Here is a 14,531-nt window from a genome sequence, read left to right as displayed (position 1 = left end):
TGAGCCAACTGCAGACCCGGAGGCCGAGATGCCGCAATACCGATCCCGTACCACCACCCACGGCCGCAACATGGCGGGCGCCCGCGCGCTGTGGCGCGCCACTGGCATGCAGGATGCCGACTTTGAGAAGCCGATCATCGCAGTGGTCAACTCCTTTACCCAGTTTGTACCCGGCCATGTCCATCTCAAGGATATGGGGCAGCTGGTGGCCCGCGAGATCGAGGCCGCTGGTGGTGTGGCGAAAGAGTTCAATACCATTGCGGTGGATGACGGCATCGCCATGGGCCATGGCGGCATGCTCTACTCGCTGCCGTCGCGCGACATCATCGCCGATTCGGTGGAGTACATGGTCAACGCCCACTGTGCCGACGCCATGGTCTGCATATCCAACTGTGACAAGATCACCCCCGGCATGCTGATGGCCTCGCTGCGCCTCAATATCCCGACAGTGTTCGTCTCCGGTGGCCCAATGGAGGCGGGTAAGGTGAAGCTGGCGGGCAAGGGTGATCTAAAGCTCGATCTGGTGGACGCGATGGTCTCTGCGGCTGATCCCGAGCAGAGCGATGCTGACGTGGCTGCCATCGAGCGCTCCGCCTGCCCTACCTGTGGCTCCTGTTCCGGCATGTTCACCGCCAACTCGATGAACTGTCTGACCGAGGCGCTAGGGCTGTCGCTGCCGGGCAATGGCTCGCTGGTGGCGACTCACGCCGAGCGCAAGTCGCTGTTCCTGCAGGCGGGCCGCCTGGTGGTGGAGATCACCAAGCGCTACTACGAGCAGGATGATGAAAGCGTACTGCCGCGCTCCGTCGCTAGTGCTGATGCGTTCGAGAACGCCATGAGCCTGGATATCGCCATGGGCGGCTCAACCAACACCGTGTTGCACCTGCTGGCCGCCGCTCACGAGGCGGGGGTGGCGTTCACTATGGCCGATATTGACCGGCTCTCGCGCAAGGTGCCGAATCTCTGCAAGGTGGCCCCGGCGACCCCACAGTATCACATGGAGGATGTGCATCGTGCCGGCGGTGTGATCGGCATCCTCAGCGAGCTCGACCGGGCTGGCCTGATCCACCACGATTGCCCCACGGTGCACAGCGCCTCCCTGGGCGAGGCGCTGCAGAGCTGGGATATCACCCAGGGCGGTATGGATGCCAAGCGCCGCTTCCTGGCCGGCCCCGGCGGGGTACCGACCCAGGTGGCGTTTAGTCAGACCGCGCAGTGGCCCTCTCTGGATCTGGACCGGGCGGAGGGCTGCATCCGTGATATCGAACACGCCTACTCGCAGGATGGCGGGCTGGCGGTGCTCTACGGCAATCTGGCGGAGCAGGGGTGCATCGTTAAGACTGCCGGCGTCGACGAGTCGATCCTCAAATTCTCCGGGCCGGCGCGCATCTTCGAGAGCCAGGAGGCGGCGGTGGAGGCGATCCTCGGTGACCAGATCCAGGCCGGCGACGTGGTGCTGATACGTTACGAGGGGCCGAAGGGCGGCCCTGGCATGCAGGAGATGCTCTATCCCACCAGTTATCTGAAGTCGAAGGGGCTGGGCAAGGCCTGCGCGCTGATCACTGATGGGCGCTTCTCTGGCGGTACCTCTGGGCTCTCCATCGGCCACTGCTCACCGGAGGCCGCCGAGGGCGGCAATATCGGCCTGGTGAAGGAGGGCGACACCATCGAGATCGACATTCCGCAGCGGATCATCCGCGTTGCGCTCTCCGACAAGAAGCTGGCGTCGCGGCGTGAGGCGATGGAGGCCAAGGGCGATAAGGCGTGGCAGCCGAAGAAGCGCAAACGGCAGGTCTCCCAAGCATTGCAGGCCTATGCGGCGTTGACCACCAGTGCGGCCAGAGGCGCGGTGCGGGATCTCTCCCAATTGAAGCGTTGATCTCCGTTCGTTCCTGCTCCGGCGATGTCTGCCGGAACGATATTTTTGATGGTTGTCAAAGCAGCCATGCCTGGACTGTCTAATACTGTCGGCTTAGACAGAATCCAGACAGAATCCAGACAGAATCCAGACAGAATCCAGACAGGAGCAGACAGGGTAATGAGTGTGATCTCCCAATCCATGACTGAGGACCACCGGCGTTGTGATGAGTTGTTTGCGGATGCCGAATCGGCTGCTGCAGATAACGACTGGTCGCGGGCGCACAGTAATTATGATGCCTTTCGCGAGGCGATACTGCACCACTTCCGCATGGAAGAGGAGCTGCTTTTTCCTCGCTTTGAGCAGCAGACCGGTATGACGATGGGGCCGACCCAGGTGATGCGCAGCGAGCATGCGCAGATGCGTGAGCTGTTTGAGGAGATGGAGGGGGCGGTGGTCGCACAACAGCAGGATCGCTTCCTCGGTCTGTGTGAGACCCTGCTGATGCTGATGCAGCAGCACAACGCCAAAGAGGAGCAGATGCTCTACCCAATGACGGATCAGGCCCTGGGCAATGCCGCTGCTGGCGAGCTGCTGGAACAGATGCGGGCGCTGTGACAGGAGGGGTGAAATGGAGGTCAGTCTTGATGTCAGTATGCTGGAACCCTGCGAGCCCCTGGATCGCACCCTGGAGTCGGTTGAGCAGCTGAAAGAGGGGGACTACCTATTGGTGATCCACCGCAAGGAGCCTTTGTTGCTCTACCCGTTGTTGGCGCAGCGGGGATTTTGTTACCGGCTGCGCAAGGGCGGGCCTTCGGTCTATCAGGTCCTCATCTGGCGCGAACAGGATGCGGCTGCCGAGGCGGCCGTCAATAAACGGCTGGCGGGTAACTAGCTTGACCTCCACCGCCTCCCTGTCGCTGGAGCAGGCGCCACCGATCTCGGTGCCGTTTCGCTTTTTTCTTACCGCACCGCTGTTTTTGCTGCTGGCCTCTCTGTTGCTGATGCTGGAGGGTGCGGCGGTGCTGATGGATCGCTGGTCGCCGCTGACCCTGTCGATGACCCATCTATTTACCCTGGGGGTGTTGGGCCAGGTGATGATGGGGGCGATGTTGCAGATGCTGCCGGTGTTGGCAGGTTCGCCGGTGCCGCGGGTGGTGCCGTTGGCCACCACTGTGCATCTCGCAACCTCGCTCGGCACGCTGGCGCTAGTGGCCGGTTTCCTCGGTGCCGGAGCGCTCTGGATGAAGCTGGCGGTGTGTCTGCTGGCAGGCGGGTTTACGTTCTTCATCAGTGGGGTCGGGATCGCCCTGTGGCGGGTGGTTCGAGTCAGCACCACGGTGATTGCGATGCGCCTGGCGGTGCTCGGGCTGCTGGTGACGGTGCTACTGGGGCTCTATCTGGCGGCAGCTCAGTTGTGGAAGCTGCCCTATGTTGATCTGATCATGCTCACCAATACTCACCTGGCTTGGGGCGGTACGGCCTGGGTGGGGTTGTTGATCGTCGGCGTCGGTTATCAGGTGGTGCCGATGTTCCAGTTGACCCCAGAGTACCCGGTGCGGCTGCAACGGCTCTTCGCGCCACTGCTGTTTGCTGCGCTGCTGGTCTGGTCCCTCGACTACTGGTCGGTCTCGGCTGCGTCCTGGCTGGCATTGCTGGTTGGTTCTGGCTTCATGCTGTTTGCGCTGGTGACCTTGTATCTGCAGCATCAGCGTCGCCGCAAACTGGCCGATGTGACCCTCAATTTCTGGCGTCTGGGGCTGGGGCTAGTGGTGCTGGCCTGGCTGCTGATGCTGACCAGAGCTCTTTCGGATTTTAATCTTGATCTGTGGTTGGGCGTCTGTCTGATCTTCGCCGTGCTCTCGATCATCAACGGCATGCTCTACAAGATCGTGCCGTTTCTCAGCTGGTTCCATCTGCAACACCAGAAGACCGCCTCGCTGGCTGGCGGCGGTCCGCGGATTCCGAGCATGAAAGAGCTACTGCCGGATCGTTTCGCCCGCCGCCAATGGTATCTGCATCTGCTGGCACTGCTGCTATGGGCTGGGGTGCTGGCTGTTGGTGACAGTTTGACGCTACCGGCGGGTCTTTTTTTGGGGCTATCTTCCCTGCTTCTCTGCTACAATTTGGTGCGCGTTGTTCTGAAGTTTCGCCATCTGCAGACTGAACTTCGGGCAGCTGCCCCGGCGGGGGCGGTTGATCAACACTATTAGAATAATGGGAAAGACCGGGAGCCAGCCTTGCCATTTAATCTGCGACAGACCTATCTCTTTGCGCGGCTAGACGATGATCAATTCCAGCAGGTCACTGAATTCAGCCGCACTATCAAACTGAATGATGGCCAGATGCTGTTCCAGGCGGGTGATGCGGCGGATCGCTTCTTTCTCGTCACCACCGGCCAGATTAAACTCTACCGGTTGGCGATGAACGGCAACGAAAAGGTCATTGAGATCATCTCTCCCGGCCACACCTTTGCTGAGGCGCTGATGTTTCTGGAGAGCCCAGGCTTTCCGGTGAATGCCACCGCTATGGGCACGACTGAACTGGTGACGATTGATAACGCCCAGTTTCTGACCATGCTGCGCGGTTCGGTGGATACTTGTTTCCGGCTGATGGCTGATATGAGTCAGCGGCTCAAGCTGCTGATCAAAGAGATCGACGACCTCACCCTACAGAGCGCCACCGGTCGGGTCGCCGGCTTCCTCTGGGGCAAGTGGGATGCGGTCGGCGCAAACATCGAGTTGGAGGCACCCAAAGGGGTGCTGGCGTCGCGGTTGTCGGTCAAGCCAGAAACCTTCTCACGTATCCTGCACAACTTCTCTGAACAGAATCTGATCAAGGTGAAGGGGGGGAGTATCACCGTGCTCGACCCTGAAGGCTTGCATGCCCATGCGGAGTCTGCAGGCATCTGCGGTGGCAGCCTGTCGCCCTGATCATCCCTCGGTGTTTTTCCTTTCCATGTAGGCGCGTTGCTGGCGCGCGGTGCGCTCGCTTGCAAGGTTGGCGTCATCGCCCTTGAAAAACGCCCAATACTCCCCAACTTTGTGGACATCAACAGAGTTTACGGAGTAGTTAGCCATGCGAATGGATCGTTTGACGAGCAAGTTTCAGATGGCCCTGGCGGATGCCCAGAGCCTGGCCGTGGGACGCGATCACCAATTCATTGAGCCGCTGCACCTGATGAGCGCACTGCTCGACCAGGAGGGTGGCACGGTACGCCATCTGCTGGCCCAGGCGGACGTCAACATCAATCTGCTGCGCTCAGATCTGAGCGCAGCCACTGAGCGTCTGCCGAGCGTCGAGGGGGCGGCGGGGGATCTGCACATCTCCAACGACCTCGGGCGCTTGCTCAATCAGACCGACAAACTCGCCCAACAGCGCAAAGATCAGTACATCTCCAGCGAGCTGTTTGTGCTCGCTGCTGTCGATGATAAGGGTGAGCTGGGCGAGATACTGCGTAAAGCAGGGGCGAACAAGCGGGCGGTTGAGCAGGTGATCGATAAGGTGCGCGGCGGTCAGTCGGTGGACGACCCCAATGCAGAGGATCAGCGACAGGCGCTGGAGAAGTATACCATCGACCTCACCGAGCGCGCCGAGCAGGGCAAGCTCGACCCGGTGATTGGCCGCGATGATGAGATCCGCCGTACCATTCAGGTGCTGCAGCGGCGCACCAAGAACAACCCGGTTTTGATTGGCGAACCCGGCGTCGGTAAGACCGCCATCGTCGAGGGGTTGGCTCAGCGCATTATCAATGGTGAGGTGCCGGAGGGGCTGAAGAGCAAACGGCTGCTCTCTCTCGACATGGGAGCGCTGATTGCCGGCGCCAAATTCCGCGGTGAGTTCGAGGAGCGCCTGAAGGGCGTGCTCAACGATCTGGCCAAGCAGGAGGGGCAGATCATCCTGTTCATCGACGAGCTGCACACCATGGTCGGTGCCGGCAAGGCCGAGGGCGCGATGGATGCCGGCAATATGCTCAAGCCGGCGTTAGCGCGCGGCGAGCTGCACTGCGTTGGCGCCACTACCCTGGACGAGTATCGCCAGTATGTGGAGAAGGATGCGGCCCTGGAGCGCCGCTTCCAGAAGGTGTTGGTGGAGGAGCCGAGCGTGGAGGACACTATCGCCATCCTGCGTGGCCTCAAGGAGCGCTACGAGGTGCACCACGGAGTGGATATCACCGATCCGGCCATTGTCGCCGCAGCGACCCTCTCCCACCGCTATATCACTGACCGTCAGTTGCCCGACAAGGCGATCGACCTGGTGGACGAGGCGGCCTCGCAGATCCGCATGGAGATCGACTCCATGCCTGAAGAGATGGACCGGCTAGAGCGGCGTCTGATTCAGCTCAAGATCGAGCGCGAGGCGATGAATAAGGAGACCGATGAGGCCTCGAAGAAGCGCTTGGCCCATCTGGAGAGCGAGATCGAGCGTCTGGAGCGGGAGTTCTCCGACCTGGAGGAGATTTGGAAGTCGGAGAAGGCGGCGCTGCAGGGCACCACCCACATCAAGGAGTCGCTGGAGCGGGCCCGGCTGGAGATGGATACGGCGCGCCGCGCTGGCGATCTGGCACGCATGTCGGAGCTGCAGTACGGTCGTATCCCGGAGTTGGAGAAACAGCTCGATATGGCGGCCCAGGCGGAGATGCAGCAGATGAAGCTGCTGCGCAACAAGGTTACCGATGAGGAGATCGCCGGGGTGGTCTCGAAGTGGACCGGCATCCCGGTCTCCAAGATGCTCGAAGGCGAGCGCGACAAGCTGTTGCGAATGGAACAGGAGATCGGTCGGCGGGTGATCGGCCAGCAGGAGGGTATCAAGGCTGTGAGCGATGCCATCCGCCGCTCCCGTGCCGGGCTTGCCGATCCCAGCCAGCCGAATGGCTCGTTCCTCTTCCTCGGCCCCACCGGTGTTGGCAAGACCGAGCTGTGTAAAGCGCTGGCGGAGTTCCTGTTCGACACCGAGGAGGCAATGATCCGCATCGACATGTCGGAGTTCATGGAGAAGCACTCGGTGGCACGGCTGATCGGCGCACCCCCCGGCTATGTCGGCTATGAGGAGGGCGGCTATCTCACCGAGGCAGTGCGCCGTCGACCCTACTCGGTGATCCTGATGGATGAAGTGGAGAAGGCCCACCCGGATGTCTTCAACGTGTTGCTGCAGGTGCTCGATGACGGACGTCTCACCGACGGCCAGGGACGCACGGTCGATTTTCGCAACACGGTGATTGTGATGACCTCTAACCTGGGGTCAGAACTGATCCAGGAGAAGTCGACTGAGGAACAGTACGGTGTGATGAAAGAGGCGGTGATGGAGGTGGTGCGTTCTGCCTTCCGTCCTGAATTCATCAACCGGCTGGATGAGATCGTGGTCTTCCACCCGCTGGCTCGGGAGCAGATCCGTGCCATCGCCACGATCCAGATCGACTATCTGCGTCGCCGTCTGGCGGATCATGAGATGGGATTGCAGATCAGCGATGCCGCCCTCGATCGGTTGGGTGAGGCGGGTTTCGATCCGGTCTATGGCGCTAGGCCACTCAAGCGTGCGATCCGCCAGCAGTTGGAAAACCCACTGGCGCAGGAGATCCTGGCTGGCAAGTTTATGCCGGGGGATGAAGTTCGGGTGGAGCTGGCGGAAGATGGGCTGAATTTTAGTAAGGGGAGCGGAGCAGACTAAGAGGGGTATTTCTTGTGAAGGTGTGACTCTGTCGCTTGTGGCGGGAAAAAGAATCTCCTAGCGTGCAGGTTCTTAAGAAGGATTTCAGAGGTTCCTGCCGTGAACAGAGTCATTTTGCTGCTTTTCCTGTGCATGTTCTCCCTTTCGGCACAGGCGTTGGAAGGATATGTGGAGGCCCTTCTGGGCTCTGTTGATGTGGAGGGTGTGGAGACGGGCACATACACCTCCACAGAGACAGGAACCATGAGCGGTGCACTAAAGTATGGCTCCACCCTCGGTCTCGGGCTCGAGGTTGGTCTGCGTAATTTCGAAGAGCATAATGTGCTGCGGGCCAGCCTCTCCTGGCATTTCGCCGGGGCCGAGCTGGATAGCGCCAGCATCACGACCAATGGGGGTTCTGAGCTTGCGTCGGGGAGCTATGTGGTATCGAGCGCAGAGCTGAAAAGCGTCGGTCTCAATTTTGATAACGATATTCATGTCGTTCTGGCAAACCTCTATTACGAACTCCCGATCGGGATGGATCTGTTCCCATATGTTGGTCTGGGGTTGGGTGTGGCAGATGTTGAAAATGCCGATGGCACAAGCGCTGCGGGCGCGGTTTCGCTGGGTCTACGTATCGAGAGACCGGATGAAACCTATTGGGCCCTGAGATATCAGCGATTCGCTATCGGCAGTATCACGGACAAGCTGGGTATCACCTATGGGGATATCGGCTTCGACATCATCACTGTGACAGTCGGTATGAATTTTTCGCTCTGAACTGGATGTGGGGGGAGAGCCTAGCGATCTCGGGCTTATCGAGCAGACAGCCGCAGATATTTTTCATGTAGCTGCTCAGTGGCGGCTTTCAGCGCGGCGAGATCGCCGCTGTTTTCGATCAGATCATCGGCTATGGCTCTACGGCTTGCGCGATCCGTCTGGGCAGCAAGAATCTGGCGGATCTGGATTTCTGAAAGCGCATCGCGCTGCCGGATCCGCTTGATCTGTAGCGCCTCAGGCAGATCCACCACCAGGATTCGGTCGGCGCTGTAATTATGTCCGCTCTCCAGCAGCAGCGGGACGACAACGACGGCATAAGGGGTGTCCAGCCTTTGCAGGCGTCGCGCCACCTCGGCCCGAATTCGCGGGTGGAGGATCTGCTCCAGTTGGTGCCGCTTTTCCTGCGCATCAAATACAATCCGTCGCAACCTGGCACGGTTGAGCCGGCCATCGGCGTCAAGCACCTGCTTGCCGAACTGGTTGATGATCTCTTGCAGAGCCGGCATGCCTGGAGCGACCTGTTCGCGGGCGATGAGGTCTGTATCGATCACCGGCACACCCAACTCTTCGAAGTATCGGGAGACGGTGGACTTGCCGCTGCCGATGCCGCCGGTGAGGACCACCAGCATCAGCCAAGCCCCGACCACTGCAGATAGGCATGGTTGATCGAGTCACCCCAGAGCATGGCGATCCAGCCTGCGGCGGCCAGATAAGGGCCAAACGGGATCGGCAGGTTGCGCTCGCGACCACGCAGCAGGATCAGCGAGATCCCGAGCAGGGCGCCGACCAGGGCGGAGGCCATGATCGTTAGCGGCAGGTATTGCCAGCCGAGCCAGGCACCGATGGCGGCGAGCAGTTTGAAATCGCCGTAGCCCATGCCCTCTTTTCCGGTGATTCGCTTGAATATCTGATAGACGCTCCACAGGGTGAGGTAACCGGCGGCTGCGCCTATCACCGCCGACTCCAAGTCGCTGAATAATCCGTCCAGGTTGAGCAGCAGCCCTGACCAGAGCAGTGGCAGGGTGATGTTGTCAGGTAACAACTGGGTGTCGAAGTCGATCATCGTCAGGGCGATCAGGGCCCAAGTGAAGCCCATCGCTGCCAGCACCTGCCAACCGGGATCGAAATGGTAAGCGACGATCAGGGTAAGTAGGGCGGTGGCTGCTTCAACCAGCGGATAGCGGGTGCTGATGGGGGTGGTGCAGTCGGAGCAGCGTCCTCTGAGTAGCAGCCAGCTGATGACCGGGATGTTCTCCCAGGCGCGGATCTGGTGACCACACTGGGGGCAGCGGGAGGGTGGGTAGGCGAGGTCGAGTCGCTCCTCATCGGTGGTGGCTGGCTGCTTTAGCAGTTCCAGGCAGTCGCGTTGCCACTGCCGCTCCATCATCCGTGGTAGGCGCAGGATGACAACATTGAGAAAGCTGCCGATGGTCAGACCGAGCAGGCCGCTGAAGATCAGGTAGATGGCCAGGTTTTGTTGTAGGAAGCTGAGCATGGTGATGTCAGGGTGCCTTTGCGGCACCACCTTGCGTGGTATGAGAACAAAGCACGTGGATGGGGCAGAATCAGCCGAGCACCGCGGAACCCATCTTGAAAATCGGCAGATACATGGCGACCACCAGACCGCCGATCAAGGTACCGAGGATCACCATGATGAGCGGTTCGAGCAGGCTGCTGAGCGCATCCACTGCGTTGTCTACCTGCTCCTCGAAGAAGTCGGCGACCTTGGATAGCATGTCGTCGAGAGAGCCTGACTCCTCGCCGATCGAGACCATCTGGATCACCATGTTGGGGAATATGTGGCGTTGGCGCATGGCCAGCTGTAGGGACTGGCCAGTGGCGACATCTTCACGCATGCGCAGTACCGCTTCGCTGTAGACTACATTGCCGGTGGCGCCAGAGACCGACTCCAGCGCTTCGACCAGGGGAACGCCGGCGGATGACATGGTGGAGAGGGTGCGGGCGAAGCGTGCGATTGCCGCTTTGTTCATGATGGGGCCGATGATTGGAATCTTAAGCAGGATCCGGTCGACCGTATGGCGGAATTTTCGCGAGCGCTTCCATGTGCCGATCAATATGTAACCTGACAGGATGGCGCCGCCAAGCATCGCCCACCACCAATTCTGCACCACATGGGCGATGTTGATGACGACGCGGGTAAACACAGGCAGGTCGGCGCCAAAGCCCCGGAACAGTTGCTCGAACTGGGGGATGACGAAGATCATGATGATCGCGGTGACGATGATAGCGACCAGGACCACCGCGGCGGGGTAGAACAGCGCCTTCTTGATTTTGCCCTTGATTGACTCGGTCTTCTCCTTGTAGAGCGCAATCTTGTGTAGCAGGGTCTCCAGCACACCGGCATGCTCGCCGGCTTTTACCAAGTTGCAGAACAGGTCATCAAAATGGAGTGGGTGTTTCTTGAGCGCATCAGCCAGTGCGGTGCCGCCCTCCACATCGGACTTGACGCTGAGGATCAGATCCTGCATCGAGGGGTTTTCGTGGCCACGTCCGACGATCTCGAACGCCTGCACCATCGGCACGCCGGCGCTCATCATGGTGGCGAGCTGACGACTGAAGACAGCGATGTCGGCGCTTTTGATCTTCCTCTTGCGACTTGTCAGAAATGAGGTCGTCTTTTTTCTGACCTTCAGCGGATTGATGCCCTGACGCCGTAGTTCAGCCCGTACCAGGGCAACATTGGTGGCGCGGGTCTCGCCGGTGATGCGTGAGCCCTTGCGATCAGTGCCTTCCCAGGCGTAAAGACTGGCTTTTGGCTGTGCTTTTTTAGCGGGAGGCGCCATGGTTTAGTCCTTGGTTACCCGGTTGATCTCGTTGAGGCTGGTGAGGCCTGCCTTGACTTTGCGCAGGCCGGAGGCGCGCAGGTTGTCGATCCCCTCCAACTGGGCCTGCTCCTGCACTTGCAGCGAGGTGCAGCCTGCCATGATCAGCTTGCCCATTGCCTCGGAGACAGGCATCACCTGGAATATGCCTATGCGACCTTTATAGCCGTTGGTGCACATGTCGCAGCCGACTGGCTTGTAGACGGTAATGCCTTCGTCGATCTCAGCATTGTTGAAGCCCTCTTCCAGCAGCGCCTCGCGGGGTAACTCTTCGGCGGCCTTGCAGTGGTCGCAGAGCCGTCGCGCCAGTCGTTGTGCCATGATTAACAGCACCGAGGAGGCAATGTTGAAGGGCGGAATGCCCATGTTGGCGAGGCGGGTCAGGGTCTGGGGGGCGTCGTTGGTGTGCAGGGTGGAGAGTACCAGGTGGCCGGTCTGGGCCGCCTTGACCGCGATCTCCGCAGTCTCCAGGTCACGTATCTCGCCGACCATGATGATATCCGGGTCCTGTCGCAGGAAGGCGCGCAGCGCCGTGGCGAAGGTGAGCCCGGTTTTCGGGTTCATGTTGACCTGGTTGATGCCCGGGACCTGGATTTCGACCGGATCCTCGACGGTGGAGATATTGACCTCGGGTTTGTTCAGTAGATTGAGGCCGGTGTAGAGGCTGACCGTCTTGCCGCTGCCGGTGGGGCCGGTGACCAGGACCATGCCGTAGGGCTTCGCGATCGCCTCGAGAAACGCCTTCTGCTGCTCTGGTTCGAAACCGAGTGACTCGATGCCGATCTGCGCGCTGGTGGGGTCGAGGATACGCAGCACCACCTTTTCACCATGCAGGGTGGGGCAGGTGTTGACGCGGAAGTCGATGGAGCGGCTCTTGGAGATCTTCATCTTGATGCGGCCGTCCTGCGGCACGCGACGCTCCGCGATATTCATGCGCGACATCACCTTGAGGCGGCTGGTGAGGCGGTTGGCCAGGTTGGCGGGGGGCGAGGCGACCTCGTGTAGCAGGCCATCAATGCGGTAGCGGATGCGGTATTTGCGTTCGTAGGGCTCCAGATGGATATCCGAGGCGCCGGCGTTGATTGCATCCAGCAGTATCTTGTTGACGTAGCGCACCACCGGCGCTTCGTCCACATCCAGTTCGCCATCCGCCGGTTTTGAGTCCTCACCCCCGGAGATATCCAGGTTGTCCAGGTCAGTATCCAGCAGGTCGTCCATGCTGGTGTCTTGGGCATCCAGAATCAGGCTGATCAGCTTGCTGAGCTTGTTTTCTTCCACCAGGATCGCCTCGGAGGCGAGGCCGGTGTTGAAGCGGATCTCGTCGAGTCCCTGGTGGTTGGTTGGGTCGGAGACGGCGAGGAAGAGGCGGTTGCCGCGTTTGAACAGCGGCAGGGCGTGGTGGTTGCGGATCAGTTTCTCATCCACCAAATCCCGCGGCATCAGGTCGGTGTCGACCACATCAAGATCGAAGATCGGCACGCCAAAACCACGAGAGGCGGAGACCGCGATCTCAAGGCTTGTAAGCAACTGGTTTTCGACCAGGTAAGTGGCAAATGGGATGCTCTGAGAGAGGGCATCCTCAAATGCGGCGGAGGCATTTTCCTCGGAAATCAGGTTGTCCTGGATAATACAACGGGCCAGGCCGCTGAGGTTTGCTTTGGGTTTGGTGCTGGCCATCCTGTCGATATCTTCCGCGCTGGTGGAGAGGTTGGGGGCGGTCGGGCCAGTTCAACCCATGAGGCGGGCTGAGTTTGGAAATGGTGTTCAATAACCGCCGCAACCAACTGATCTTATTGCCCCAATATAGCCCCTGCCGGGGGTGATATCAATTTGCCCAGGGTGTGCGCCATCACGCTTTTTAGCGTCGAATGGGTGGAAGTCAGCTGCCGGTGTTTGTTGCACACCTAAAGGTGCCTGCGGTCTGGTTCCGGGTGCATTGGATGCTGGCTTCAGCGTAGTTGATGTCGGTGACGGTCAGGATGTAGCCGGTTGCGATGTCGGCGTTGAGCGCGGCCACCGAGTAGTTGTAATTGTTGCCGTCACCATCGGGGTGCCAGGCGAGGTTACCTGTCTGCAGGTCTATTGGGTTGCCATCCGCTTCCCAACTGCCAGCGATGTAGGTGTTGTTCTCCAGGAAGTAGTCTTCCAGAGCCAGGCGTAGAGGTTCGGCGTTCATGCGCGCGGCGCTGAAGCGGGCCTCTTCGATGTAGCCGTTGTAGGCGGGAATGGCGATGGCTGAGATGATGGTGATGATGGCGATGGTGATCATCAGTTCGATAAGGGAAAAGCCGTTGGAGTGGCATACCTTGGTTTTCATGTCGTTCACCGCTATTTAAAGGTACCTGGGAAGGCGTTGGAAACAGCTCAGCCATTGTTGGTCTGAGAGTAATATCACCGGATCACTCTCGCAAAAACGGGGAAGCTGGCCGTTTATGCCAGCTTCCCCAATCCCAATTTTAGCCGATCCGATGGCAGGGGTTAACTGCCTGTACGCACCGGATTGTAACTAATGGCGCCGTTGACGGTGATGGTTGCAATCTCTTGCGCTACGCCGGTGCCGTCACCTGCCGGGTCGTAGGCGGGGCGAGTCAACGTTAGGTCACTTGCGTCCGTGCCATTGCCGCCGACGACGATGACATCGCCTGCCCCATTGGCTGCCTGGGCAAACGCTGCGTCGCCACTGGGAGCGGTGCCGCCGCTGTTGTTGAGTGCGGTGATCCACTCAGCTGTTGTGTCGGTAGGAAAAGTACCGCCACGGGCGACCACAGATTGGCGTCGGGACATCTCGGAGCGAACAAAGTTGATGCCCTCTTCATAGGCGGTATTCACTCGTGTGACGTTCGCTTCAGTAATGTAGCCGTTATAGGCCGGGATGGCGATAGCGGCCAGGATGGCGATGATCGCAACTACGATCATCAGTTCGATAAGTGTGAAACCAGATTGGTTTTTCATTGCTGCATTCTCCTCAAAATACCTGTTGGGCGGTGAAGGGCTGCCCAAAACCCGGAGCGTTTGGCCGGTGGCCGTCACTGGTGATGTCTACGCAGTTTCTGTGCCACGAGGATGGAATGGCGCTTATGTTCTGATGTAATTCAAATATTTCAATTGGTTATGCACTGCGTTCAGCTCTAAGATCAGGGCGGATTACACCGGAACGCATACAAGGAATTAAAGTGAGGGCCTCAAGTGTCACTAAGTGACATTTTTTGTCACCTGTGGCTGAGGGTTCTCAGTGAATGCCAGCAAGAAAAACTGCAGAGAGCGGTCTCGCGTGACGATAACTGTGGAGATCGCGGTCGGCATGGATCTCGCTAGTGTGGTGACAGACCGATTGGGATCATAAAAGTGGAACCTAAATCCTGGCTGCTGGTTGGCTTCCCAGCCAGAATTAGGTGTTGAATGGT

At 59.5% G+C, this 14,531-nt stretch carries 14 protein-coding genes; 7 read left to right on the top strand and 7 right to left on the bottom strand.

What is annotated here, in order from left to right:
• Nucleotides 1-28: 28 nt before the first annotated feature.
• The 5 genes from ilvD to L0Y14_RS14265 all read left to right on the top strand — a co-directional run bounded on the left by ilvD (nucleotide 29) and on the right by L0Y14_RS14265 (nucleotide 4,791).
• The gene (gene ilvD / locus L0Y14_RS14285) at nucleotides 29-1,879 is read left to right on the top strand and encodes a dihydroxy-acid dehydratase (protein WP_006474488.1); all 1,851 of its coding nucleotides are present in this window, start codon (nucleotides 29-31) and stop codon (nucleotides 1,877-1,879) included.
• Nucleotides 1,880-2,038: 159 nt separating this feature from the next.
• Nucleotides 2,039-2,476, top strand: coding sequence for a hemerythrin domain-containing protein (locus tag L0Y14_RS14280; RefSeq protein ID WP_005960816.1), 438 nt, complete (start codon nucleotides 2,039-2,041; stop codon nucleotides 2,474-2,476).
• A 13-nt stretch (nucleotides 2,477-2,489) separates the two neighbouring features.
• On the top strand, nucleotides 2,490-2,753 hold the full coding sequence (locus L0Y14_RS14275; protein ID WP_005960815.1) for a DUF2249 domain-containing protein: 264 nt from the start codon (nucleotides 2,490-2,492) through the stop codon (nucleotides 2,751-2,753).
• A 1-nt stretch (nucleotide 2,754) separates the two neighbouring features.
• Nucleotides 2,755-4,071, top strand: coding sequence for a hypothetical protein (locus L0Y14_RS14270; protein ID WP_005960814.1), 1,317 nt, complete (start codon nucleotides 2,755-2,757; stop codon nucleotides 4,069-4,071).
• 27 nt (nucleotides 4,072-4,098) lie between these two features.
• Nucleotides 4,099-4,791, top strand: a complete 693-nt coding sequence (locus L0Y14_RS14265) for a Crp/Fnr family transcriptional regulator (protein WP_005960813.1) — start codon at nucleotides 4,099-4,101, stop codon at nucleotides 4,789-4,791.
• On the opposite strand, the gene L0Y14_RS14260 is transcribed toward L0Y14_RS14265, so the two are convergent.
• Nucleotides 4,792-4,938, bottom strand: coding sequence for a hypothetical protein (locus L0Y14_RS14260; RefSeq protein WP_010082966.1), 147 nt, complete (start codon nucleotides 4,936-4,938; stop codon nucleotides 4,792-4,794).
• On the opposite strand from L0Y14_RS14260, the gene clpB reads away from it, so the two are divergent.
• Nucleotides 4,937-7,525, top strand: coding sequence for an ATP-dependent chaperone ClpB (clpB, locus tag L0Y14_RS14255; RefSeq protein ID WP_006474487.1), 2,589 nt, complete (start codon nucleotides 4,937-4,939; stop codon nucleotides 7,523-7,525). The genes L0Y14_RS14260 and clpB overlap by 2 nt on opposite strands.
• 99 nt (nucleotides 7,526-7,624) lie before the next feature.
• Complete coding sequence (locus L0Y14_RS14250; RefSeq protein ID WP_005960810.1) at nucleotides 7,625-8,284, top strand: outer membrane beta-barrel protein; 660 nt, start codon at nucleotides 7,625-7,627, stop codon at nucleotides 8,282-8,284.
• Between the two features lie 35 nt (nucleotides 8,285-8,319).
• Here the strand turns inward: L0Y14_RS14250 and coaE are convergent, their stop codons facing one another.
• From coaE to L0Y14_RS16730, 6 genes are all read right to left on the bottom strand, one after another.
• Nucleotides 8,320-8,913 (bottom strand): dephospho-CoA kinase, encoded by a 594-nt coding sequence (gene coaE, locus L0Y14_RS14245; RefSeq protein ID WP_240991626.1) that lies wholly within the window; start codon nucleotides 8,911-8,913, stop codon nucleotides 8,320-8,322.
• Entirely contained in the window at nucleotides 8,913-9,779 is an 867-nt protein-coding gene (locus L0Y14_RS14240) for a prepilin peptidase (protein WP_006474485.1), read from the bottom strand. The genes coaE and L0Y14_RS14240 overlap by 1 nt, the downstream gene beginning before the upstream one ends.
• 70 nt (nucleotides 9,780-9,849) lie before the next feature.
• Nucleotides 9,850-11,088, bottom strand: a complete 1,239-nt coding sequence (locus L0Y14_RS14235) for a type II secretion system F family protein (RefSeq protein WP_005960807.1) — start codon at nucleotides 11,086-11,088, stop codon at nucleotides 9,850-9,852.
• A 3-nt stretch (nucleotides 11,089-11,091) separates the two neighbouring features.
• On the bottom strand, nucleotides 11,092-12,804 hold the full coding sequence (gene pilB / locus L0Y14_RS14230) for a type IV-A pilus assembly ATPase PilB (RefSeq protein WP_005960806.1): 1,713 nt from the start codon (nucleotides 12,802-12,804) through the stop codon (nucleotides 11,092-11,094).
• Between the two features lie 202 nt (nucleotides 12,805-13,006).
• Nucleotides 13,007-13,444 carry a type IV pilin protein gene (locus L0Y14_RS16410; protein ID WP_006474484.1) on the bottom strand — a complete coding sequence of 146 codons (438 nt, stop codon included), beginning with the start codon at nucleotides 13,442-13,444 and terminating at the stop codon, nucleotides 13,007-13,009.
• Nucleotides 13,445-13,605: 161 nt separating this feature from the next.
• Complete coding sequence (locus L0Y14_RS16730) at nucleotides 13,606-14,079, bottom strand: prepilin-type N-terminal cleavage/methylation domain-containing protein (protein ID WP_006474483.1); 474 nt, start codon at nucleotides 14,077-14,079, stop codon at nucleotides 13,606-13,608.
• Between the last annotated feature and the right edge of the window lie 452 nt (nucleotides 14,080-14,531).

Source organism: Candidatus Endoriftia persephonae, assembly GCF_023733635.1.
In the GTDB taxonomy this organism is placed as follows: Bacteria; Pseudomonadota; Gammaproteobacteria; order Chromatiales; family Chromatiaceae; genus Endoriftia; species Endoriftia persephonae.
Note: the sequence above shows the minus strand (reverse complement) of the source record. Positions and strands in the feature narration are given on the sequence as shown.

What these genes read in the sequence shown, in the direction of transcription:
- L0Y14_RS16730 (WP_006474483.1), bottom strand. Translation starts at nt 14,079, where the DNA reads ATGAAAAACCAATCTGGTTTCACACTTATCGAACTGATGATCGTAGTT.
- clpB (WP_006474487.1), top strand. Translation starts at nt 4,937, where the DNA reads ATGCGAATGGATCGTTTGACGAGCAAGTTTCAGATGGCCCTGGCGGAT.
- L0Y14_RS14240 (WP_006474485.1), bottom strand. Translation starts at nt 9,779, where the DNA reads ATGCTCAGCTTCCTACAACAAAACCTGGCCATCTACCTGATCTTCAGC.
- coaE (WP_240991626.1), bottom strand. Translation starts at nt 8,913, where the DNA reads ATGCTGGTGGTCCTCACCGGCGGCATCGGCAGCGGCAAGTCCACCGTC.
- L0Y14_RS16410 (WP_006474484.1), bottom strand. Translation starts at nt 13,444, where the DNA reads ATGAAAACCAAGGTATGCCACTCCAACGGCTTTTCCCTTATCGAACTG.
- L0Y14_RS14275 (WP_005960815.1), top strand. Translation starts at nt 2,490, where the DNA reads ATGGAGGTCAGTCTTGATGTCAGTATGCTGGAACCCTGCGAGCCCCTG.
- L0Y14_RS14260 (WP_010082966.1), bottom strand. Translation starts at nt 4,938, where the DNA reads ATGGCTAACTACTCCGTAAACTCTGTTGATGTCCACAAAGTTGGGGAG.
- L0Y14_RS14280 (WP_005960816.1), top strand. Translation starts at nt 2,039, where the DNA reads ATGAGTGTGATCTCCCAATCCATGACTGAGGACCACCGGCGTTGTGAT.
- L0Y14_RS14235 (WP_005960807.1), bottom strand. Translation starts at nt 11,088, where the DNA reads ATGGCGCCTCCCGCTAAAAAAGCACAGCCAAAAGCCAGTCTTTACGCC.
- ilvD (WP_006474488.1), top strand. Translation starts at nt 29, where the DNA reads ATGCCGCAATACCGATCCCGTACCACCACCCACGGCCGCAACATGGCG.
- pilB (WP_005960806.1), bottom strand. Translation starts at nt 12,804, where the DNA reads ATGGCCAGCACCAAACCCAAAGCAAACCTCAGCGGCCTGGCCCGTTGT.